The organism is Photobacterium nomapromontoriensis, from assembly GCF_050336815.1.
Lineage (GTDB): Bacteria > Pseudomonadota > Gammaproteobacteria > Enterobacterales > Vibrionaceae > Photobacterium > Photobacterium nomapromontoriensis.
Genome location: NZ_JAKJSL010000043.1, coordinates 44832 through 64040, shown reverse-complemented (window position 1 = coordinate 64040; position 19209 = coordinate 44832). Strand labels below are relative to the sequence as shown.

20 protein-coding genes are annotated in these 19209 nt (G+C 47.6%); 2 read left to right on the top strand and 18 right to left on the bottom strand.

The window, feature by feature from the left end; translation table 11 throughout:
• Positions 1-3: 3 nt before the first annotated feature.
• The 6 genes from L4D12_RS18420 to dcuC form a co-directional block, all read right to left on the bottom strand.
• Positions 4-354, bottom strand: coding sequence for a hypothetical protein (locus L4D12_RS18420; protein ID WP_428449295.1), 351 nt, complete (start codon positions 352-354; stop codon positions 4-6).
• Position 355: 1 nt separating this feature from the next.
• Positions 356-763 (bottom strand): flagellar export chaperone FliS, encoded by a 408-nt coding sequence (fliS, locus tag L4D12_RS18415; RefSeq protein WP_428449294.1) that lies wholly within the window; start codon positions 761-763, stop codon positions 356-358.
• 87 nt (positions 764-850) lie between these two features.
• A complete protein-coding gene (gene fliD, locus L4D12_RS18410) occupies positions 851-2407 on the bottom strand; it encodes a flagellar filament capping protein FliD (RefSeq protein WP_428449293.1) in 1557 nt (518 codons plus the stop codon).
• Between the two features lie 253 nt (positions 2408-2660).
• Positions 2661-3893: a flagellin N-terminal helical domain-containing protein gene (locus L4D12_RS18405; protein WP_428449292.1), complete on the bottom strand. Its 1233-nt coding sequence runs from the start codon at positions 3891-3893 to the stop codon at positions 2661-2663.
• Positions 3894-4355: 462 nt separating this feature from the next.
• Positions 4356-5621 (bottom strand): amidohydrolase, encoded by a 1266-nt coding sequence (locus tag L4D12_RS18400; RefSeq protein WP_428449291.1) that lies wholly within the window; start codon positions 5619-5621, stop codon positions 4356-4358.
• Between the two features lie 16 nt (positions 5622-5637).
• Positions 5638-6900: a C4-dicarboxylate transporter DcuC gene (gene dcuC, locus L4D12_RS18395; protein ID WP_428449290.1), complete on the bottom strand. Its 1263-nt coding sequence runs from the start codon at positions 6898-6900 to the stop codon at positions 5638-5640.
• A gap of 144 nt (positions 6901-7044) precedes the next feature.
• On the opposite strand from dcuC, the gene L4D12_RS18390 reads away from it, so the two are divergent.
• Positions 7045-7947, top strand: coding sequence for a LysR substrate-binding domain-containing protein (locus tag L4D12_RS18390; RefSeq protein ID WP_428449289.1), 903 nt, complete (start codon positions 7045-7047; stop codon positions 7945-7947).
• A 313-nt stretch (positions 7948-8260) separates the two neighbouring features.
• Here L4D12_RS18390 and L4D12_RS18385 read toward each other — a convergent pair whose 3' ends face one another.
• The 12 genes from L4D12_RS18385 to flgB all read right to left on the bottom strand — a co-directional run bounded on the left by L4D12_RS18385 (position 8261) and on the right by flgB (position 18380).
• Entirely contained in the window at positions 8261-9361 is a 1101-nt protein-coding gene (locus L4D12_RS18385) for a hypothetical protein (RefSeq protein WP_428449288.1), read from the bottom strand.
• 34 nt (positions 9362-9395) lie between these two features.
• Complete coding sequence (flgL, locus tag L4D12_RS18380; protein ID WP_428449287.1) at positions 9396-10310, bottom strand: flagellar hook-associated protein FlgL; 915 nt, start codon at positions 10308-10310, stop codon at positions 9396-9398.
• A gap of 12 nt (positions 10311-10322) precedes the next feature.
• Complete coding sequence (flgK, locus tag L4D12_RS18375) at positions 10323-11726, bottom strand: flagellar hook-associated protein FlgK (RefSeq protein ID WP_428449286.1); 1404 nt, start codon at positions 11724-11726, stop codon at positions 10323-10325.
• On the bottom strand, positions 11726-12253 hold the full coding sequence (locus L4D12_RS18370; protein WP_428449285.1) for a rod-binding protein: 528 nt from the start codon (positions 12251-12253) through the stop codon (positions 11726-11728). Before L4D12_RS18370 ends, flgK begins: the two co-directional genes overlap by 1 nt.
• A gap of 22 nt (positions 12254-12275) precedes the next feature.
• Positions 12276-13397, bottom strand: coding sequence for a flagellar basal body P-ring protein FlgI (locus tag L4D12_RS18365; protein ID WP_428449284.1), 1122 nt, complete (start codon positions 13395-13397; stop codon positions 12276-12278).
• Positions 13382-14044 carry a flagellar basal body L-ring protein FlgH gene (gene flgH, locus L4D12_RS18360; RefSeq protein WP_428449310.1) on the bottom strand — a complete coding sequence of 221 codons (663 nt, stop codon included), beginning with the start codon at positions 14042-14044 and terminating at the stop codon, positions 13382-13384. Before flgH ends, L4D12_RS18365 begins: the two co-directional genes overlap by 16 nt.
• A 13-nt stretch (positions 14045-14057) precedes the next feature.
• On the bottom strand, positions 14058-14843 hold the full coding sequence (flgG, locus tag L4D12_RS18355) for a flagellar basal-body rod protein FlgG (protein WP_428449283.1): 786 nt from the start codon (positions 14841-14843) through the stop codon (positions 14058-14060).
• 69 nt (positions 14844-14912) lie between these two features.
• On the bottom strand, positions 14913-15641 hold the full coding sequence (locus L4D12_RS18350) for a flagellar basal body rod protein FlgF (protein WP_428449282.1): 729 nt from the start codon (positions 15639-15641) through the stop codon (positions 14913-14915).
• A 16-nt stretch (positions 15642-15657) separates the two neighbouring features.
• Positions 15658-16872, bottom strand: a complete 1215-nt coding sequence (flgE, locus tag L4D12_RS18345) for a flagellar hook protein FlgE (protein ID WP_428449281.1) — start codon at positions 16870-16872, stop codon at positions 15658-15660.
• Positions 16873-16897: 25 nt separating this feature from the next.
• On the bottom strand, positions 16898-17575 hold the full coding sequence (locus tag L4D12_RS18340) for a flagellar hook assembly protein FlgD (protein ID WP_428449280.1): 678 nt from the start codon (positions 17573-17575) through the stop codon (positions 16898-16900).
• 8 nt (positions 17576-17583) lie between these two features.
• Entirely contained in the window at positions 17584-18003 is a 420-nt protein-coding gene (flgC, locus tag L4D12_RS18335; RefSeq protein ID WP_428449279.1) for a flagellar basal body rod protein FlgC, read from the bottom strand.
• A 2-nt stretch (positions 18004-18005) separates the two neighbouring features.
• Positions 18006-18380, bottom strand: coding sequence for a flagellar basal body rod protein FlgB (gene flgB / locus L4D12_RS18330; RefSeq protein WP_428449278.1), 375 nt, complete (start codon positions 18378-18380; stop codon positions 18006-18008).
• Positions 18381-18467: 87 nt separating this feature from the next.
• Here flgB and flgA point away from each other — a divergent pair, with 87 nt between their 5' ends.
• Entirely contained in the window at positions 18468-19199 is a 732-nt protein-coding gene (gene flgA, locus L4D12_RS18325) for a flagellar basal body P-ring formation chaperone FlgA (RefSeq protein ID WP_428449277.1), read from the top strand.
• Positions 19200-19209: the final 10 nt, after the last annotated feature.

Here is a 19209-nt window from a genome sequence, read left to right as displayed (position 1 = left end):
CTGTTATTGGTGTTGCAGATACGCCAGCACACCTTCACGGTTGCTAGCCTGTTGAGTAATTTGCTGCTGGATCCCCGCTTTTTTGGCTTCGCCTGCGGTGATCATGGTGGCGTAAAAGCGACTGATCTGCTGCAACTGTGCCTTAATCGCGGGCTCATTAACTCTCGCACGCAAGTTAGGCAATGCCTGCTGCAACTTACGATCAAGACTTGCGAGCTGATCCCAGTCCTGCTGAGCCAAGGCAACCTCAAAGGTACTCAGCAATGTCGCCAACTGGCGTTCCCACTGCGAGCCTTGAGGGCGACCTTGCGATAATCCCTGCTGCCGATCTCGATTCAACCGGTTGGTTAGCATATTAGCGCTCACTGCCTACCTGCACTTTTTCCGGTTTCAGCACCACCCAGCCTTCAAGAATGTCGGTGATCAGGTTGCTCACCTCATCAATACCAGCTACGTCATTATTGCAGTTGGCTTCAAACAAACGGCGACCGCAGTAGTCATACAAACGGAACAGCTCTTGTGTCACCTCGCCCCCTTTTTCTTCATCCAACACAGAGCTCAAGCCGTTGAGAATATCGAGACACTTAGAAATGGTGAGCCCCTTGTCGGCGATCTGGCCGCGCTCCATAAAGCCACGAGCGCGGCTTAAGTTATCCAGTAAGCCTTCCAGCAACATCTGGATCAAACGGTGTGGGCTGGCCGCTGCGGCTTGGGCATGATTCTGAGCGTGTTGGTAGGCACCTAGGCCTTCTTGATTCATCATCTATCTATCTTTTATATTTTATTTTTAACGCTGTTTTTTAAACGACAAAACCGGGCATCGGTGCCCGGCTAACTCAATCAATTAGGCTTACATCAACATGCTGACCATCATGTTCTGGGTTTGGTTCATCTGAGCGATCTGACTGTCCATCTTGGCGTAATATTCACGCAGAGAGGTCGTCTTCGCTTCCATCCGGGTGTCAAGCGCCTCACGCTCTTTACCCAGACGTTTATTATCCTCTTCCAGACGATCCTGACGGACATCAAACAGACCGCCATTTTTGTGATAATCATCCAGCACGGTCAGCATATCGGTCATCACACCAGGCTGGGTATCATCCAGTGGATCACCCATGAACAAGTTGGCGATTTCATCGAAATTCTCTTCCAGCGCCTTGTCCATTTTGCTCTGGTCAATTTCCAGTGTGCCGCTCACGGTGGTGGTGATCCCCAGCTGCGACAAGGTTCCAAGACTGGAAGAGCTGTATTCCGCTGAAATCACTTCACGCAAGCGTGAAACCATCGAACGCACACCGGCATCGCCCGACAGAGCTGCGGCACCGTCTTCGCTCGACTTGGTGTAGGTGTTGACGGTTTCCATCACCTTGTTGTAGCTGTCGATGAATTTCTTGACCGTGTCTTTTACCCCGGCTTCATCGCGCTCAACATTGACGTTTACCGTCCCCGGCTCTTTCAGGGTCAGGGTAATGCCGTCAATCACGTTTTCCATTTTGTTCGATGCCGAGGTCAACTCCATGGTACCGAACATCACCTTGGCATCTTGACCCGCTTGAAGGTTTTTATGGCCGTCGACCAACGTGCCAGTCACATCCCCGGCTACTGGTACCTTATCAACCACAAAACCGTTCGCCGCTCCTGTCTTGCTAGCATTGAGCACCAAGCTGACATTGTCGCCACTGCGTACTAGGGTCGCTTTTACACCCTCGTTATTGGCATCGTTATTGATTGCAGACTGTACTTCTTCAAGCGTGACCCCCTGGGTCTGCAAGCGGGTAATTTTATCGTCGTAGCTTTTCTGGCCTTCGTTGTAGCTATCGAGGCGCTTTTGATCGAAATCTTTGTTATCTTTATTTGTCAGGATATCTTTGGCTTTATCTTCCCAACCTGCTTCATTCATGTCGATTTTGAAGTCTTTGGCGATCCCTTCCAGCGTCCGGGTTTCATGCCCCGCTTTCTTCGTCACCTGCTCGTCTTCAAGCTTGGAGGCCAACTTTGCAATATCAACCTCAACCGTTTTACCACCGACGGTAAAACCGACCGAGCCACTCTTGAGGTAACTGTCTTTACCTAGCGAGATCAGCTGATCACGCTGTGATTGCGCCAGTTGTTTTACATCAAAGTTGTATTCACCAGCCACCGCACCAGCACCGATGGCAACGCCAAGTTTGTCACTGTTACTCAGTGTCGCTTTAAGCTTTTCCAGCTCAGAAGCTGAATTTAGATCTTCTACCGTATCGCGGAAACTGTTAATGGTGTTCTGAATTTCTTTCAGTGCATCCATCTCAGCTTTATTCATGCCTTCCTGACGGTTGATCTGGTTATCTTTCGGTGCCCGCTCGGCGGCAACAATCACGTCGATCATTGAGTTAAAGTCAATGCCCGAACCAATACCTGTCATAAACATACGGCGTCTCCTGTTGTGGCCAGACCGAGCTCACTAGCAACCAGCCGCTAGTGCAATGGACCTATGGTCTCACGGTGTGGCAAGCAAAAATCATACCAATCTATTTTTACTTGGTTATTCAGATAAATCGGTTACTTTTGAAAGGTTAGGTAATTTTTCAGAGGGTCAGATATAGAACGAGCGGAAGTAAAACTTCCGCTCGGAAAAGATAATCGACAATGCCATTCGAAAAAATAGTCGAAAAGCCGTTCGATTAACGTAGTAGCTGAGAAACCATGCTTGGCATCTGGTTAGCTTGAGACAGTACTGTAATACCTGCCTGCATCATGGTGTTTTGCTTAGTCATGTTGGCAGATTCTGCTGCGATGTCTGCATCCATGATACGACCTTTAGCAACTGACATGTTTTCTGCGATGTTACCTAGGTTGTTGATGGTAGACTGGAAGCGGTTCTGAGTCGCACCCAGGTCAGCACGTACAGAGCCAACTGCATCGATCATTGCATCAATATTTCGCATTGCGTCACCCGCAGAAGCCGCATCAGTCAGACCAGCATCTAGCTTAGACGTGTCTAGGGCCTTGCTATCCAGTTTAACGTTAATCACGTTTGGATCAGACAATGCAGAAGAGCTAATACCAGCCGCTTCCATCTTAGTCGCTAGTGCAGATAGGTCATTCGTACCTTTGCCATCAGCGGCATCTGCTGCTAAATCGCTACCGTCGAATTTTTTAGTCACAGCATTCGCTACATCAACCAACTTCTGCTGATCAGCAGAGAAAGAACCTGTACCAGCAACAACGTCCTGATCCTTAGCAAAAGTACCCGCACCAAGTACTGCGTTTAGGGCGTCAGCATCAGCTTGTGACAATTTAACCGGAGTACCAGCCGTACCTGAACCAACTTTTGCAGCAGCGGTTTTAAATGCACCCAATGTAGCGTCATCAATACCACCCAGAGCTTGCTTAGCATCTGCTAGCACTTGAGTTGCATCAGCTTTTGTTAGGGTTGCAGTATCAACTTTGTTAGCTTCTGCACCTACCTGGAAATCAACACCAGTACCCAACTTATCAAACAGCTTCTCGCCTTTACCGTAAGTAGTGGTATCAACGATACGGTCAAGTTCTTTAGTTAGCGCTTGGAATTCTTTGTTTAGTGCTGCGCGGTCAGAATCAGAGTTAGTACCGTTCTTCGCCTGTACAGACAGGTCACGCTGGCGCTGTAGAATGTTGGTGAATTCTTGTAGCGCACCTTCAGCAGTTTGTGACATAGAGATGCCGTCGTTCGCGTTACGCTGAGCTACTTTCAGGCCGTTAACTTGAGAAGTCATGCGGTTAGCAATCTGTAGGCCAGCTGAATCGTCTTTTGCGCTGTTGATACGCAGACCCGTTGATAGGCGCTGTAGTGATGTGTTTAGTGAACCTTGTGTGTGAGTAAGGCTACGCTGTGCATTCATTGATGCAAAGTTGGTGTTGATAGTCATTGACATAGGGTCGTTCCTCTATTCGGGCTGACAGCTCCGGGCTATGTTGCCGGGAGTGAAATGGTCTTACCCCCATCAAGCGACCCCACTCGCGATTCACTTAACCCTTACGCACAATTTTTTTGTCTTTTTTTGCGACTTTTTTATCACTTGTTATTGGGCATGGTGCATTTTGTGATCTTCAACCAAGGAATAAAGGGGCGAGTATTGAGGGGCGAGGGAGAACAAAAAGCAGGAACGAGGGACAAGTCTATAGATACGAGGAAGAGCGAAAAGCAGGTAAAGCAGAGACGAGTTCTTCTGCAAGATTGAGAAGACTAGCTTTGGGTTTGATGATTAGAGTAGATTGCGAGTATGAGAGCTACCTCTTTGTTCTTTGATTACGGATTCAGCACCGTTAATCAACCAAGGTAACTCTCTTTTTTACAATTGAAATGTCAGATCTAGTCAGAACGAACACATATGATATTAGGCTTTTAATAAAGACAGCAAACACCCTGTATAAAGTTCTAATCCCGTCGTTAATTGATTTTCATCAAAATCAAATTCAGATTGATGATGACCCGCATTCAGATCTGAACCAATAATAAAATATAGCGCTTTACCACCATGACTTTGTACTTTTCGAGCCAAGATAGTGGCATCTTCGCTGCCACCAAAAGAGCGACTTTGAATTTTATGTAAATTTGGATATTGATCAACCACACTAGATAATACGTCGACTAGTTCTTTATCATTCGTTAAATCGACAGCTTCACCCATTATCTCTGTCTCAAGTTTAACGTCAAAACTATAAGCATTACCTTGTGCTATGCGCTGAACCTGATCACACATATACTGATTAATATCACTGTTCTCACCTCTGACTTCAACTTGCAAACACCCGTATGAAGGAATAACGTTCCGGCCTTCGCCAGCTTGAATGACCCCCACATTAATACGTGACATTCCTTTGCCACTTCGGGATATTCCTAACATTTGTACCGCAGCATTACATGCGGCGGCTAAGGCATTTTTCCCATCTTCAGGCGCAGCTCCTGCATGGGCTGGTACACCATAAAACCGAAAGTCAAATTTAGTGGTACATAAGAAATTATTAGGATTAATAACAATTTCACCACTTTTTGCAATAAAGCCAAGATGCATCCCTAGAAAGTAATCGACATCATCAACAATGCCACTTTCAGCCATCGCAGCCGCACCGCGTACTCCCTCTTCTGCAGGTTGAAATAATAATTTAATTTTACCAACAAGGTGTGATTTATTATCCATTAGCCAGCGAGCGACGCCTAATCCAATCGCCATATGTCCATCATGACCGCATGCATGCATTAGCCCTGGAAATTCAGACCTAAATTCATCTTGATTTGGCTTATGATTTTCATGATGAGATTCATTGACATTAACGCAATCTATATCAAATCGTAAAGCAACCGTTGGTCCACTTCGGCCAGTATCTAGCTCTGCAACACATCCCGTATATCCGCCCATTAAATCAAGCATGGCCTGACTTACACCGTTCTCTTTGGCGAAAGTAATGCCCTTATTAACGAGTTCGATATCTCGTCCACGAACGAATTTTGAATTAATAATATTCGATCCGACTTTTATATCGAATCCCATCTCTTTTAAAAGATTAACAATTTTTGCTGTTGTGAAAAATTCAGTCCATCCAGCTTCTGGATATTGATGAAAATCCCGACGCCAATTGATCATATCGTTATATTTTTTCATTATAAAACCTTATAAGTTAAAGCATACAAGTTGCAATAAATAAAACGGATAAAATCATCCCTAATGCTGTTCTTTTCGCTAATTCGAATGGTGAAACACCCGCAATGCCTGCACAAACAATAACGGAACCAGCTATCGGAGACATAGTCCGGCCGAGCGCACCAGATATAGCAACAGCCATACCGAGATCAGGAATTTGGTAACCTAATAATGTTGCTTTCAAGGTAACGGTACTATTAAATGCATAAGCGGCTGCATCTCCTGATCCCGTCATAATTCCCATAAAGAACGGTCCTAAAGTTCCACCCCAACGTGCTAAATGCGGATGATTGATTAAAATACTGATGAATTGTTCAATGAGGCCTGATGATTTTAGTCCTTGTGAAAACACAGCTGCAGCAATAATAATCCCTAGAATACCGCCGTAAGCATCCCCCATACCTTTGAAGAATGATTTTGTACCTTCATTAGGGCTTAAGCGAGTGACAGCTAGCGCGTAAATTGTACCAAGCACCATTGCTGTTGGTACATTCACTTTCAAATTTGGAATGATATTTAAATTAGCAACCACTAATATAACAAGAGGCACAAAAGGAGCAATAGCATAAAAAATATTTGGTTTAATATTCACTAGATCTTTATTAGATTCCTGTTTGATAACATTATCTAAATTAAATTCCTTTCTTATATATGCAATGAAAGTCAATGAAATTGCAGCTATAAAACCAACGGTGATAGAGTAAGGACTGTGTCTAATAATAAGATCGACTACATTTAACTTTGCCATTTCAGCAACAAATGGATTGTGGGACAATCCTGGACTTAATAATGAACCAATTGTTCCACATAATACTGCTGAACCAGCAATCGCAGGATGCACCCGAGATGAAATCAATAATGGTATGAGTGTCGCCCCTACCGCCGCCGCACAGCCAGCCGCCGATGGAATAGCGATATTGATTGCATACGTTACAATAACTGCAGTAGGAATAAGGAAAAAACCTAATTTAGATAGTGGCTTTGTTAGCAGTTGAACGAGATTAATATCACACTTTGTGTACTTCATTACCATCGCAAAGCCCATACTGGAACAAATTGCCATAATTAAATTAGCAGACGTCATGTAATTTGAAAATGCTTTAAAAGCACTTGCAGTATCATTGGATAAAATGCAAAGCACTAATCCTGAACAAAACAATACCATTCTTGTTTCATATCGCTTAACCAATAGGAGTATTGTGAGTAACACTATAGCAATAGATATTGTGGATAAAAACATCAAATAACATCCCTTTAATGTATGCTTGGTGGGTATAACGCAAGCCGTTCATAGTGAAATTTGTGATACGTATCATAACAAAGCTGAGAAATTGTGAGTTATAGTATTTTTTTATGGGATATAAAATGGTTTTAAAGCGTAATTATGCTACCAAAAATACAACAATTAAAAGTTATTACAGAGGTGATAAAATGTGGAAGCATTAACGCAGCGGCAAAAAAAATGCACTTGTCACAACCATCACTTACTTACTCACTAAAAACATTAGAACAAATATTGGGAGTGCCATTATTAATAAGAAGTAATGATGGAATTAAGTTAACCAAAGAAGGTAAAATATTTGCAAACAAAGCAAGCGCCATATTAGAAGAATTAGAGACCTCAGTAAATGAAATAATGCAAATCACTGGCGAAGGAAAGACTAAAATATCATTTGGATTATCGCCAATCATTGTTGTTACAATATTAGATTCTGTATTAAAGTCGTATAAAAAAACAAACCCACTAACAGAAATAAATATCACAGAAGGGCAGCTATCAAGTTTACTGCCTCAATTAAGAAGTGGTAAATTGGATTTTGCGATCGGCTCACTAGATGAAGAGATACCTTCATGTGAATTTATTGTTGAACCTTTATTTTCAGCACCATTTGCAATAGTTGGAAGAAAAGATCATCCATTATCTCATTCAGAATCCATTTCATCATTAACAGATGTAGAATGGTTATTGCCAGAAACTGAGATGGGATACTATCATACAATTAAAGAAACGTTTTTAGAAAATAAAGTAATAAAAAACACACCAATATACTCAGACTCTATTAGCTGTATCATGAATATTATATCTAATAGTGATTACTTAACTGTTTTAAGCCTGGCTAGACTTAGGAACGATGAGCATAAAAACAAATATTGCACTCTTAATGTGAAAGAAAGATTACCAATTAGCCATTATGGTTTGGTTAGATTAAAAAAAAGACCTTTAACGCTTGAATCTCAACACTTCATTGAAGAGATTAAATATTTTTCAAAACAGTATGGTTGGTAGTTCTGAATAGTAATACGATTACAGTTGGCATCACCCACACATAACCTTAAAAGGAAAAATATCTATGGATCGTTAGGCTTAATTGGCTGATAACACCCTTTCTCTGATGATGTTCAAAAGTGTTATCAGCCCGATGATGAGAGAATCCAAGAGCAGAACGATACGCTTGATCTTGAGCGTCAAAATTGAAATGACCGCTATCAATCACACCGCTTAGCTTAGACCTCTGGCCGAGCCGCTATCAACTCGCGCCTACTTCTCCCTGCTCTTCCTCACCTCTCGTCCCTGTAAGCTCGCACCTGCTTTTCGCGGTTTACACCGCAGGTTCTAGCAGAGCAACGACATTGTGACGGGTCGCATTCGCCTGTGCCAACAAGGTCGGCACAGCGTTGTCGATCAGCTGCAGTGACACATCGTCCGGAGCCTTCAGCCAGCTGGCCTCAATGCTACCGTCGCTGTTTATCACGCCGCTTTTCATCGACATACTGCGAGTCACCGCTTCCAGTTGCTGAATCACATCCTGCTGCTGCTTTTCAATGTGTGCCAACGACTGGGACACTTTGTGCATCATTCGGTCGATATCAGCCAGTGCCTTACGGGTGGACTGTGGCTTGCCAAATTCAAGCTGCTGAGGTTCAACCTGCCCCTTGTCCTGATTTTCCAACTTGGCTTTCACGGGGTTGCCCGATGGTAAAATCTGGCCACCACCTGACATCCACACTCCATGACGGATCGATGGCCATTCCGCTTTCGGTGCCGAGAATGCCAAGTCGCCGTATTTATCGGCCTTAACCTGAATATCTCGTGGCGCAAAGGCGGTATTTAGCGTGTCAGCAACTTCTTCCAGCGACTGGTGCGATTCAATCTTAGCCCGTACCGATGACGGCTGACCGTCTTCGAACTGAAAGCGCAAAATTTCATCTTGCTGACGCAAGGTGTTGAAGCGCATCCCCTTGATTGAGAAGTGCTCACTCAGTTGCTCACCGTCTAGCCGTGGGGTCAAATCATGGTGCAGCACGGGCTGACCTTCATATTTGGCTTCGCGGGTCAGACGGGTAAGCTTCCCCTTTAGCTGATGCAGTGACTGCTGCAGTTGATCCTTTTTATTTTCCTGCGCGTTCAGTGAACGGCGTGCCATGTTACGCAATTGCCCCAGCAAATTGCTGGCTTCCTTGAGTGCCTGTTGCGCACTCTCTGCCTGTGCCACCTGACTGTGAGCACGCGCCGTCTGTACCAATACGCTGCCTGATTGGCTATGCCCCTGAGCGGACTTACGAGAAGAGTCTGAGTCTTTCTTCTCGTTAACCCGCGCAACGGCAGCTACCGGTTGCTGAGTCGCAATCCGGTTGGGCTGAGTACTATCCCCACTGCGCAGCGTACTCGTACTGGTGCTTGATATGATTTGATTGACCAAAAATGCCTCGCGTTGGTTGTTGACGATCTGACGATTACATCATGTTAAATAACGACAGATTCTGAATTTTGCTATAAGTCATCTGAGAGGCTTGAAGCGCCGCCATCTGAGTCTTCAATGACAACATCGCTTCACTGTAGTCCAGATCTTTCACTTCACCGATCAGGTTTTTATTCAGCAAGCTATTATCTTCGTGGGCACCGCTCACCCGGTCCAGTGAATTCATATCACTACCCACCGATGTCCAGACCTGATTGACCGCTGTTAGCGTGCTGTCAATATTGCTTTGCGCCGCAGTTACTTTACTGGTCAGGGCATCGCCCGTAACCGACGGGTCGCGCAGCGTCGTTACCAGCTCATCGAGGGCGTTAAAGATATCACCGCCACCTTGAAAAAACAGTGCATCAGCAGTCTGGTTAGCGGGAATCGTCATTGATTCAGCCACCCGCACTTCACGCTGGTCACTGTTACCCTGATAGACAAACTTACCTGTCGCGGGATCGCGGCTAATCGGTTGGGTATCGGTCATGGTGCCAGCAAACAAGTAATCACCGCTAGGCGATTGACTATTTGCCGTATCGACCAATTGCTCGAGCAAACTATCTAGCTCTGTCGCAATCGCTTCGCGCCCATCCGGCGTCGAGTTGCTACCGTTAAGCACACTGGTTGCCAACTCTTGAACGCGTAGGATAGCATTATTAGTGCCATCTAAATGCGATTCAAGCTGCCCCAATTCCCCTCTCAGATTGGAGATGTTTTTCTGAAACTGATCAATCGAGGCTTGCTCACGGTCAAGCAGCATCAGCTGAACCGAACCGAGCGGATCATCCGACGGCTTCAGCATTTTCTCGCCACTATTGAGCTGAATGAAGGCCTTATTGACCCCGGAAGTCGAGGTCTGCATGCTGGTCAGCATGACATTATTAAGTTGTGAGGTACTTAAACGCATGGGGCTATCCTATTAGCGGAACATCGACAAGGTGACGTCAAACAGCTGCTGAGCAGTAGAGATCACCTGCGCATTGGCCTGATACATCTGGGTGTAGGTCATGATATTGGCAGCCTCTTCATCAAGCAGCACCCCGGCAATACTATCACGTTCACCCTGTGCCTGTTTCACGAGCGCTTGAGACGCTTCCGCATCACTTTCCAGCTGGGCGGTCTTGATAGACCAGTCACCACTCAGGCTGGTATAACCATCGAAGATCGACTTACCATCAAGACGGTCTATCGCGCTTTGATACTGATCCAGCACCTTGGGATCCATGCCGGTCGTATCAATACTGACTGCGCTATTGCGCAGATCATTCAACGCTTCCAGGTTCGTGCTGTTACCCGGCTCGCCCGGTGCCGCAGAAAAGGCCAGCTCTTTCGGATCATTAATCAGCATGGTCAGGTTCTTGGCAGCACCGTCAATTGAATCAACCCCACCAAACACAGGTTTCCCTGCATTGTCATTGAGATCAAAACCTTTGGCGTGGGTGTCATTAAACTGGGTGGCGAAGCTGTAGGCCATCACATCCAGTTCATGCTTAAGATCGTTGAGCTCGCCATCACGGTAATCCATCAGGCCGCCGATAGTGCCGCCCAGATTTTCATCCAGTGCCAGCTCGCTATTGCCACGCACAACCGTCAGGGTGCCATCGGGTGCTTTTTTCAGTTGACTGGCTGTTTGCCCCGTCACCAATGGCTGTCCTTTGTCGAGCGTCAGACTGACTGTACCGTCATCATTATACGTGGTGTTAACATCCATCATACCCGACAGCTGACGTACCGCTTCATCACGCGAATCCAACAGGCTGGACATATTCTGCCCATTGGCTCCCGCAGAGCGAATGCCCTCATTCATACTGGCGATGCTGGCCATCAAGGTATTGGCTTCAGACACAGAGGCGGTGAGCTGACCGTCCACTTGCTTGGCCTGTGTATCAAGCTGGCTGCTGAGGTTATTAAAACGCTGCACCATCGACTTGCTCTGACTCAGAATAGTCTGGCGGTGAGCAATGTCTTGAGGCGCAGTCGATGCTTCACCCAGCGCAGCATAGAAACGATCAAGCCCTTTACTGATACTGGTACTGTCATTGTTAAGCAGGGTTTCAGTTTTCTCCATGTACTTCGAGCTAATGGAGTTAAAGCCCCAAGACCCCTGCTGCTTATAGATCTGCTGATTCAGGTAGTTATCCGCCATGCGTTCAACGCTGCTGACGCCCACACCAGCACCCATTGAGCCGCTTACTTCTGCGCCAAAACCAACACGCTGACGGCTGTAACCCGGTGTCAGGACATTGGTCACGTTATGGGCGGTCACCGATAGCCCGGCATTGGCGGCACTCATGCCGGATAAACCAATATTAATTAAGCTCATTATTCTTCTGGATCACCTAAGTTATTGAGATGCTCAGCCAAAGCGGCCCCTGATGCCTGCCATCCCATTCCCATGCTCACCGGCGTTATCGGGCTGGCAGGACTGTAAGGATGAGAGGTAACAGGCGTAAACTGCTGGCTTCCTGCCATTATCGGATCAGGGCCTTGTTGTGTCATAGCGACCAGTTGTGACTGCGGCTTAAATGCTTCATGATGCCCAAGTTGTTTTACTAGCATATCAGCAATACCTAGGCTTTTCTGGCGACTCATTTCCATCGCAAGCTGACTGTCGTACATCGAACGGTAGAACTGCTGCTGACGACTATTAAACGGGTTATCCTCGTCATCCACCTGCAATGCCTCACTGGCTTGACGCATATTCTTCAGCACACTTTGTAAAAATACCGCCTCAAACTGCTCGGCTGCTTTCTCCAATGCTATTTTAGAGTCAGGGTTGGCTTTGATTGCCTGCAAACTGCTCATGTCGTTATACAGTGCTGTATGGGTTTCATTTTCGCTTATTTTCATCGGTGTTGCTCTCTACCTTGCCTTACAGCACAATCAACTCGCCTTCGAGGGAGCCCGCCTCATCCAGCGCAATCAAGATCGACATTAGATCTGTCGGCGATGCGCCAAGGCTGTTAACGGCATCGACAATGGTCTGCAATGATGTCGCCCCTTCACTCTGCGGCCAAATAAAGACATTGCCACGTTCTTCATCAATACTGACATTGGACTTTGGCGTGACGGTAGTTTTACCTCGGCCAAATGCATTCGGCTGACTCACATCAGAGCTTTCCATCACGCTAACGGTCAAGTTACCGTGGCTCACCGCCGCTGTATGCACTTTGACATCCTGCCCGATAACGATGGTGCCCGTGCGAGAGTTAAAGACCACGCGGTTATGCGATTTCTGCGCCACGACATCGACATTTTCCAGCATCGCCAGAAAAGCGACGCGTTGATCGGCATTATGGGGCGCACGCACTCGAATTCGCGCATGGCTATCAGCTGTCGCAACACCGGGGCCGAACAAGTTATTTATCGCCCGCTCGATATTACGTGCGGTATTAAAGCCGGGCACTTTAAGGTTCAGGACCAATTCTGACGATGACTGGAACGAGGTGACAATCTCTCGTTCGATGATAGCGCCATTGGGAATAATACCTGCCGTCGGGATGTTAATGGTCACCCCACTGCCACTGTTACCTTCAGCCATGACACCACCGACCACAAGGTTGCCCTGTGCCATGGCATAAATTTGACCGTCAACACCTTTCAGCGGTGTCATCAACAAGGTGCCGCCGCGTAGACTCTTGGCATCACCAATCGAAGAAACCGTCACATCCAGTTCCTGTCCTTTACTCCCTAACGGTGGCAACGTCGCATGCACCGCTACGGCAGCAACGTTTTTCAGCTTGGGATCATCTTGTGCCCCCAGCTGAACCCCGAACTGACTCAGCATATTTTTCACGGACTGTGAGGTGAATTTTGTTTGGCTTTTATCACCGGTACCACTCAAACCAACAACCAGACCGTAGCCCACCAGCTGATTTTCTCTGATCCCCTGGATATCCACTAGACTGAGCAACGGCTGTGCGGTCGCGACAACGGGCAACAATGTCAACGCAGCCGCGAGAAATATTTTTTTTATCATTAAATTGGGAACCATGATGAATTGAATAAACGAGACAACCAACCCGCTTCATTGGCACTGGCTAGCGCCCCGCGACCGGAATAAGTGATACGCGCATCACCCAAACGCTGTGATGGAACCCGGTTATGGCCATCAATATCATCGACCCGCACCAAACCTGACAAACGAATAAACTCATTACCCTGATTCAGCTTAAGCCATTTTTCACCACGTACCCGTAATACGCCATTGGGGAGTACTTCCATCACCATCACGGTAATGTTGCCTGATAACGAGTTCTGCTGTGAGCTGGATGACGAACCGGCAAAATCACGATCAGCATCAATCCCCACAGAGGCTTGATCATACACTCTGCCGCCTAGCATCGGGGCGGGCATTTTTACACTGCTCGACTTACCGTAACTGGTGCCGGCCTTCTTGCTTGAACGGGTTTGCTCGTCCAGTTGCACCGTAAGGATGTCGCCAATTCGGAACGCACGGCGATCTTGGAAGAGGGCCATTCCATAATTAGCACTGAATAAGCCACCATCCGGATCCACATCATAGGCAGGAAAGGTCATATTCGTTTTTGACTCCTCCGGTTGGCTATCAATGATCTCCGATACCGGGGCAATACAGCCTGACAGCGACAAAGTGGCTATCAGTATCAACGTCTGTCTCATCATGCCCCTATCCTTACATTGACTGGCTGACAAACTGCAGCATCTGATCCGCACTGGATACCACTTTGGCGTTCATTTCATACGCACGCTGGGTGGTGATCATATTCACCATCTCTTCCACCACGCTGACATTCGAACCTTCCAGAGTATGCTGGTTGATCGCCCCTAAACCATCTTCACCACCAACGCCTTCAACGGGCGCACCGGACGATCCAGTTTCACGGAACATGTTACCGCCCAGCGCTTCCAAACCTGATGGGTTAGCGAAGTTAACCAGCGTGATCTGCCCCAGCTCCTGCGGCATGCTGTCTTCCTGCGTGGTGATGGTCACCATACCATCAGTCCCCACAGAAAAACTTTTGGCGTTCTCTGGCACTTCGATATTTGGGATCATCGGCAGACCCTGAGCCGTCACCAACATACCTTCTGAGTTACGGTGAAACTGACCATTACGGGTATAACCGGTATTCCCGTCAGGTAGCTCTATCTGGAAAAAGCCCTGACCCATGATGGCCATATCCATCGGTTCTTGGGTGTTTTGGTAAGCACCGGTCTTCATCAGTTTTTGGGTACCAACGACTCTGACACCGTTACCCAACTGCAAGCCGCCAGGAACTTCATTTTGCTGATCAGACATGGAGCCGGGCTGTTTCTTCATCTGATAAAACAGATCTTCAAACACCACGCGGTCTTGCTTGAAGCCCACCGTATTCACGTTTGCCAGGTTGTTCGATATAACCTGCATCTGGGTGTCTTGTGCTGCCAGACCCGTTTTACTGACCCACAACGCTGGATGCATAATCCTTTTCTCCTAAATAAAAACAGCAGCAGGCAATAGCCTGCTGCTGGTAATAACTCGATGACAGCCTTAGCTGCGAATAATTCGATTACCGGCCGTAGCCAGATCTTCTGCGGTTTTCATCATCTTGATCTGAAACTCAAAGTTTCGAGACAATGAGATGTTGGTGACCAACGCATCAATCGCATTAACATTACTGCTTTCCTGATAACCGGATGCAACGGAAACCTCATCACTGGCCTCTGCCTCAGCAGCACCGGTGACCCGAAACAAACCATCTTCACCTTTGTACAAGGTGTTTTTCGCGGGGTTAACCAACTTCAGTTTATCAACTTCCTGCACCAAACCACCGCCCTGTGGGACAATAGAAATTGTGCCGTCACTCCCCACATCCAAATGATCATATTCAGGCAGTACAATCGGTCCACCCGTCCCCATTACCGGGCGTTCACCCAACATCAGTTCACGGTTCGCCGTAAGGTGAAAATTACCGTTTCGGGTATAGGCCTCATCAGCATCTGACACCTTCACCGCAAAGAAGCCGTTACCTTGAATGGCAATATCCAACGGGTTATCAGTGCGCTGCAAAGCCCCAGAGGAAAAGTCTGTCCCCCCCATGCGTGCCGCGACCAACGTTCGAGTCGGTAAGCCCACACCTTTAACGTCAACGCTCTCAGCTTGCTCAATATCGGCTCTAAAGCCGGTTGTATTGACGTTGGCCAAGTTATTGGCATGCACTTGTTGAGCCATCATGGTCCGACTGGCACCTGACATCGCGGTAAACAGCAACTTATCCATTCAATCAGCCTCGAACTTATAGGTTCTGGAACAGGATTTGTGTCATTTCCTGCGACACCTGAATCGTCTTCGCATTGGCCTGGTAGTTACTTTGTGCCGACATCAAACCCACCATTTCACTGGTAAGATCAACGTTCGAGTTTTCATACATACCAGTACGCAGTTCACCTAACTGCCCCGAACCCGGTGCACCAACCAATGGCGAACCAGAAGCAAAAGTATGCGTCCAAGACGTCGCGCCAGCCTGTTGCAGCCCCTCTTGGTTAGGAAAACGCGCCAGTGCAACTTGCCCCTGCTGCTTAACTTCACCGTTTGAATAACGGGTATATACCGAACCATCAGCGTCGAAGTACCAGCCGGCGACCTGACCTGGCGCATGGCCATTCTGGGTGTTTTTGTTGATCGAGAAGTCACTACCAAACTGAGTAAGATCAGCAACATTCACCGCCAGAGTCTGCTCTGATGCCCCATTATCAGGCTTGAAGGTCAAACCAATTGACGGATTGGTTGGTGCCGTCATTTTACCTTCGCCATCAAACGTCATATCAATCGCTGTACTTGGGGTGGTCGGCGTTTTACCGTCAACCCGGTAGTTAACCTGCCATTGATTATCGCCGGTCTTCACAAAATACTGAGTGACCTCATGCTCACCACCCAGCGAGTCATACACAGAGGATGTCGCACTTGACGTAAATGAAGACGGATCTTCAGGGTCAAACGGAGTCGCTGTAGAATCAATGGTTGCAGAGTTCGCATTCAGGTTCAGACCCAGCTCAATGTTTTCGGTTTTCTTCGCAGGCATATCACCGGTTTGAATACGTAAATCAGACAAGGTACCGGTCTGCAAGGTGCCCGTCGCTGTCACGCCATAACCCTGTAGGCGACTACCGTCACCGCTTACAAGATAGCCGTCGGCATCCATATTGAAGACACCATTACGAGTAAACTTATCCTGACCATTGCTTTTGATCATGAAGAAGCCTTCACCATTGATTGCCAAGTCACCATTACGGCCTGTTGGCGTAGTGGTACCAGACATGAAGCTCTGGCGTACACCCGATACTTCCACACCGTTCATCTGACCACCGCCAAATTCTGGCGCATAGATATCTTGAAATTCGGTACGTGATGACTTGTAGCCCGCGGTGCCAACGTTGGCAATGTTGTGGCTGATAGTGTTCATTTGCTCTGATGTAGCACGCAAGCCACTCAAACCAACATTAATAGACATGATTTCTCCTGATTGTTATTCGTTGTTATGCGGTGATTTCACGCATGTCGTACATCGACATCGAGCCAATGCCTTTAAGACTCAGCATAATCGCCCCACCATTGGCTGGCAGATTCACGGACTCGACGTCAGCCGCAATCATCATTTTCTGGGTCCAGGCCTGATCGCTATTCTCAGCCACGACTTCAAAACTGTACTCGCCACTGCCCAGCTCATCGCCGTCAATTTGAAATTCCGCCATGCCTGATCCTTGAGGACCAAGCTCAATCTTATCGACGACCTCACCGCTCGCGTCATACACCATCACCGTGGCTTTATCGACAGGCTTATCAAACTTCACCCGGCCTTCTAACGTCTGACCTTCGCTCACTTCCAACGCACCGTTCACGTCCATCAGCACTTTCTTGCCGACCAAGTTAGTCGACTGCAACATTTCCATGTTGGTGATCCCGATGTTCATGTTCATCATGCCCATCTTGACCCCTTCCAGACTTTCTACCGCCGACATCATGCCCAACTGGGTCAGATACTGGGTACCGTCTGTTGGATTAAGCGGATTCTGGTTCTGGATCTGTGCCACCATCATGGTCAGAAAGTCATTACCAGTAGGCACAGCACCATTACCCGTTACAGGTGCATTATCACTGGTACGTACCTGCTCTTGGCTGTACTGTGCGGTAGTTTTAACTTGCGCTAAGCTCATGTTCTCTCCTAGCCTGTCTGGCCAAGGCGCAAAATACTTTGCTGCATACTGCGCGCCCGACTCATCACATCAACGTTGGTTTCAAAACTTCTCGAAGCGGCCATCATGTCCGCCATTTCTTCCACCACGTTCACCGTAGAGTGGAACACATAACCATCTTTATTGGCTTTGGGGTTACTCGGATCATAACGGCGTTGCAACGGCTCATCACTTTCAATCACGTCATCGACCTGCACTTTCGCACCCGCTACTTCACTGTTCAGATCAATCATCACCGTTGAGAATACCGGCCGTTTAGCCCGGTAAGCGCCTTTCTCTGTGCCGGAGACCACATCGGCATTGGCCATGTTGCTCGCCACCGTATTCAGGCGGATGGTTTGTGCTGACATTGCTGAACCCGCAATGTCATAAATACTGGAAAAAGACATAGTTACTGCCCGTTAATGGCCTGTTTCAGGCCGCTGATTTTCATATTGAGAAAGCTCATACTGGTTTCAAAGGCCATCGCATTACCGGCAAATGCCGCCTGCTCAACCCCCAATTCCACGCTGTTACCATCCTGAGATGGCTGTTGTGGAACCCGGTACAGCAACTCGTGTTCAACGGGACGCTGACGACGAGCAAGATGATGCTGGCGCGATGTGGTCGCAGCCTGCTTCATCGCCTCGTCAAAACTAATGTCCCTGGCTTTATAATGTGGGGTATCGACATTGGCGAGGTTACTCGCCAGCACTTTGGCGCGTTGTGTTCTAAAGGCCAATGTATTAGGGTGTACCCCCAATGCCTGTTCAAAATTGATTGCCATCAAAGTCTGCTATTTCGAACGATAATGGCTGGGTTTATACACTATTCATGCCAACTTTATTATTTAACTATATCAAAGACTTACACAGTGACCATTCGAGATGAACACTTGAAGCGGAAACCCTGCTTCCGCTCGGAAAGACGTCGGGCAATACTCGTATGCACATTGCTTGGTATCACCCTCCCGGCCCAAGCTGACTCGCTATCGCAGCAGGTCAAGCGTTACCTGCAACAAGAAGTCCGAGACTATGCCCGTACCGTAGGAAGCAAAGATATCCAGATTAAGCTCAAACCGATGACCAGCGATGCCCATTGTGATCACCCTGTGACCATGCGCCTAAGCAATCCCGAGCAACCGCTGGGGCGAGTCACGGTGTCGCTGGAATGCCAACAACCACACTATTGGAAGGCTCGTGCCTATGCCGATGTCGATGTCTACCTAAAGCTAATCACCACCCGTCGCCCCCTGCGACGTGACGAAGTGGTCACCCGTCAAGCGCTAACCTTGTCCCGAACCAGCCTGCGTAACCATCGTCAGGGATATTTCACGCGGTTCAATCAAGTGGTCGGGAAACACAGCCGGCGCAAGATCCAACCCGGGACAGTGATCACCCCACGGATGATCGAAGCGGCAGAATTGATCGCCCGCAACGACGTGATCACGATCATCGCCAAGCGTCAGGGATTTAAAGCGTCAATGAAGGGGGTTGCACTAGAAAGCGGGCATAAAGGGGATAAAATTTGGGTTCGTAATCTCTCGTCAGGCAAGAAGATCATGGCAAGTGTTGAATCATCGCACACCGTCGCAACCCAATTTTAGTGAGGCCACT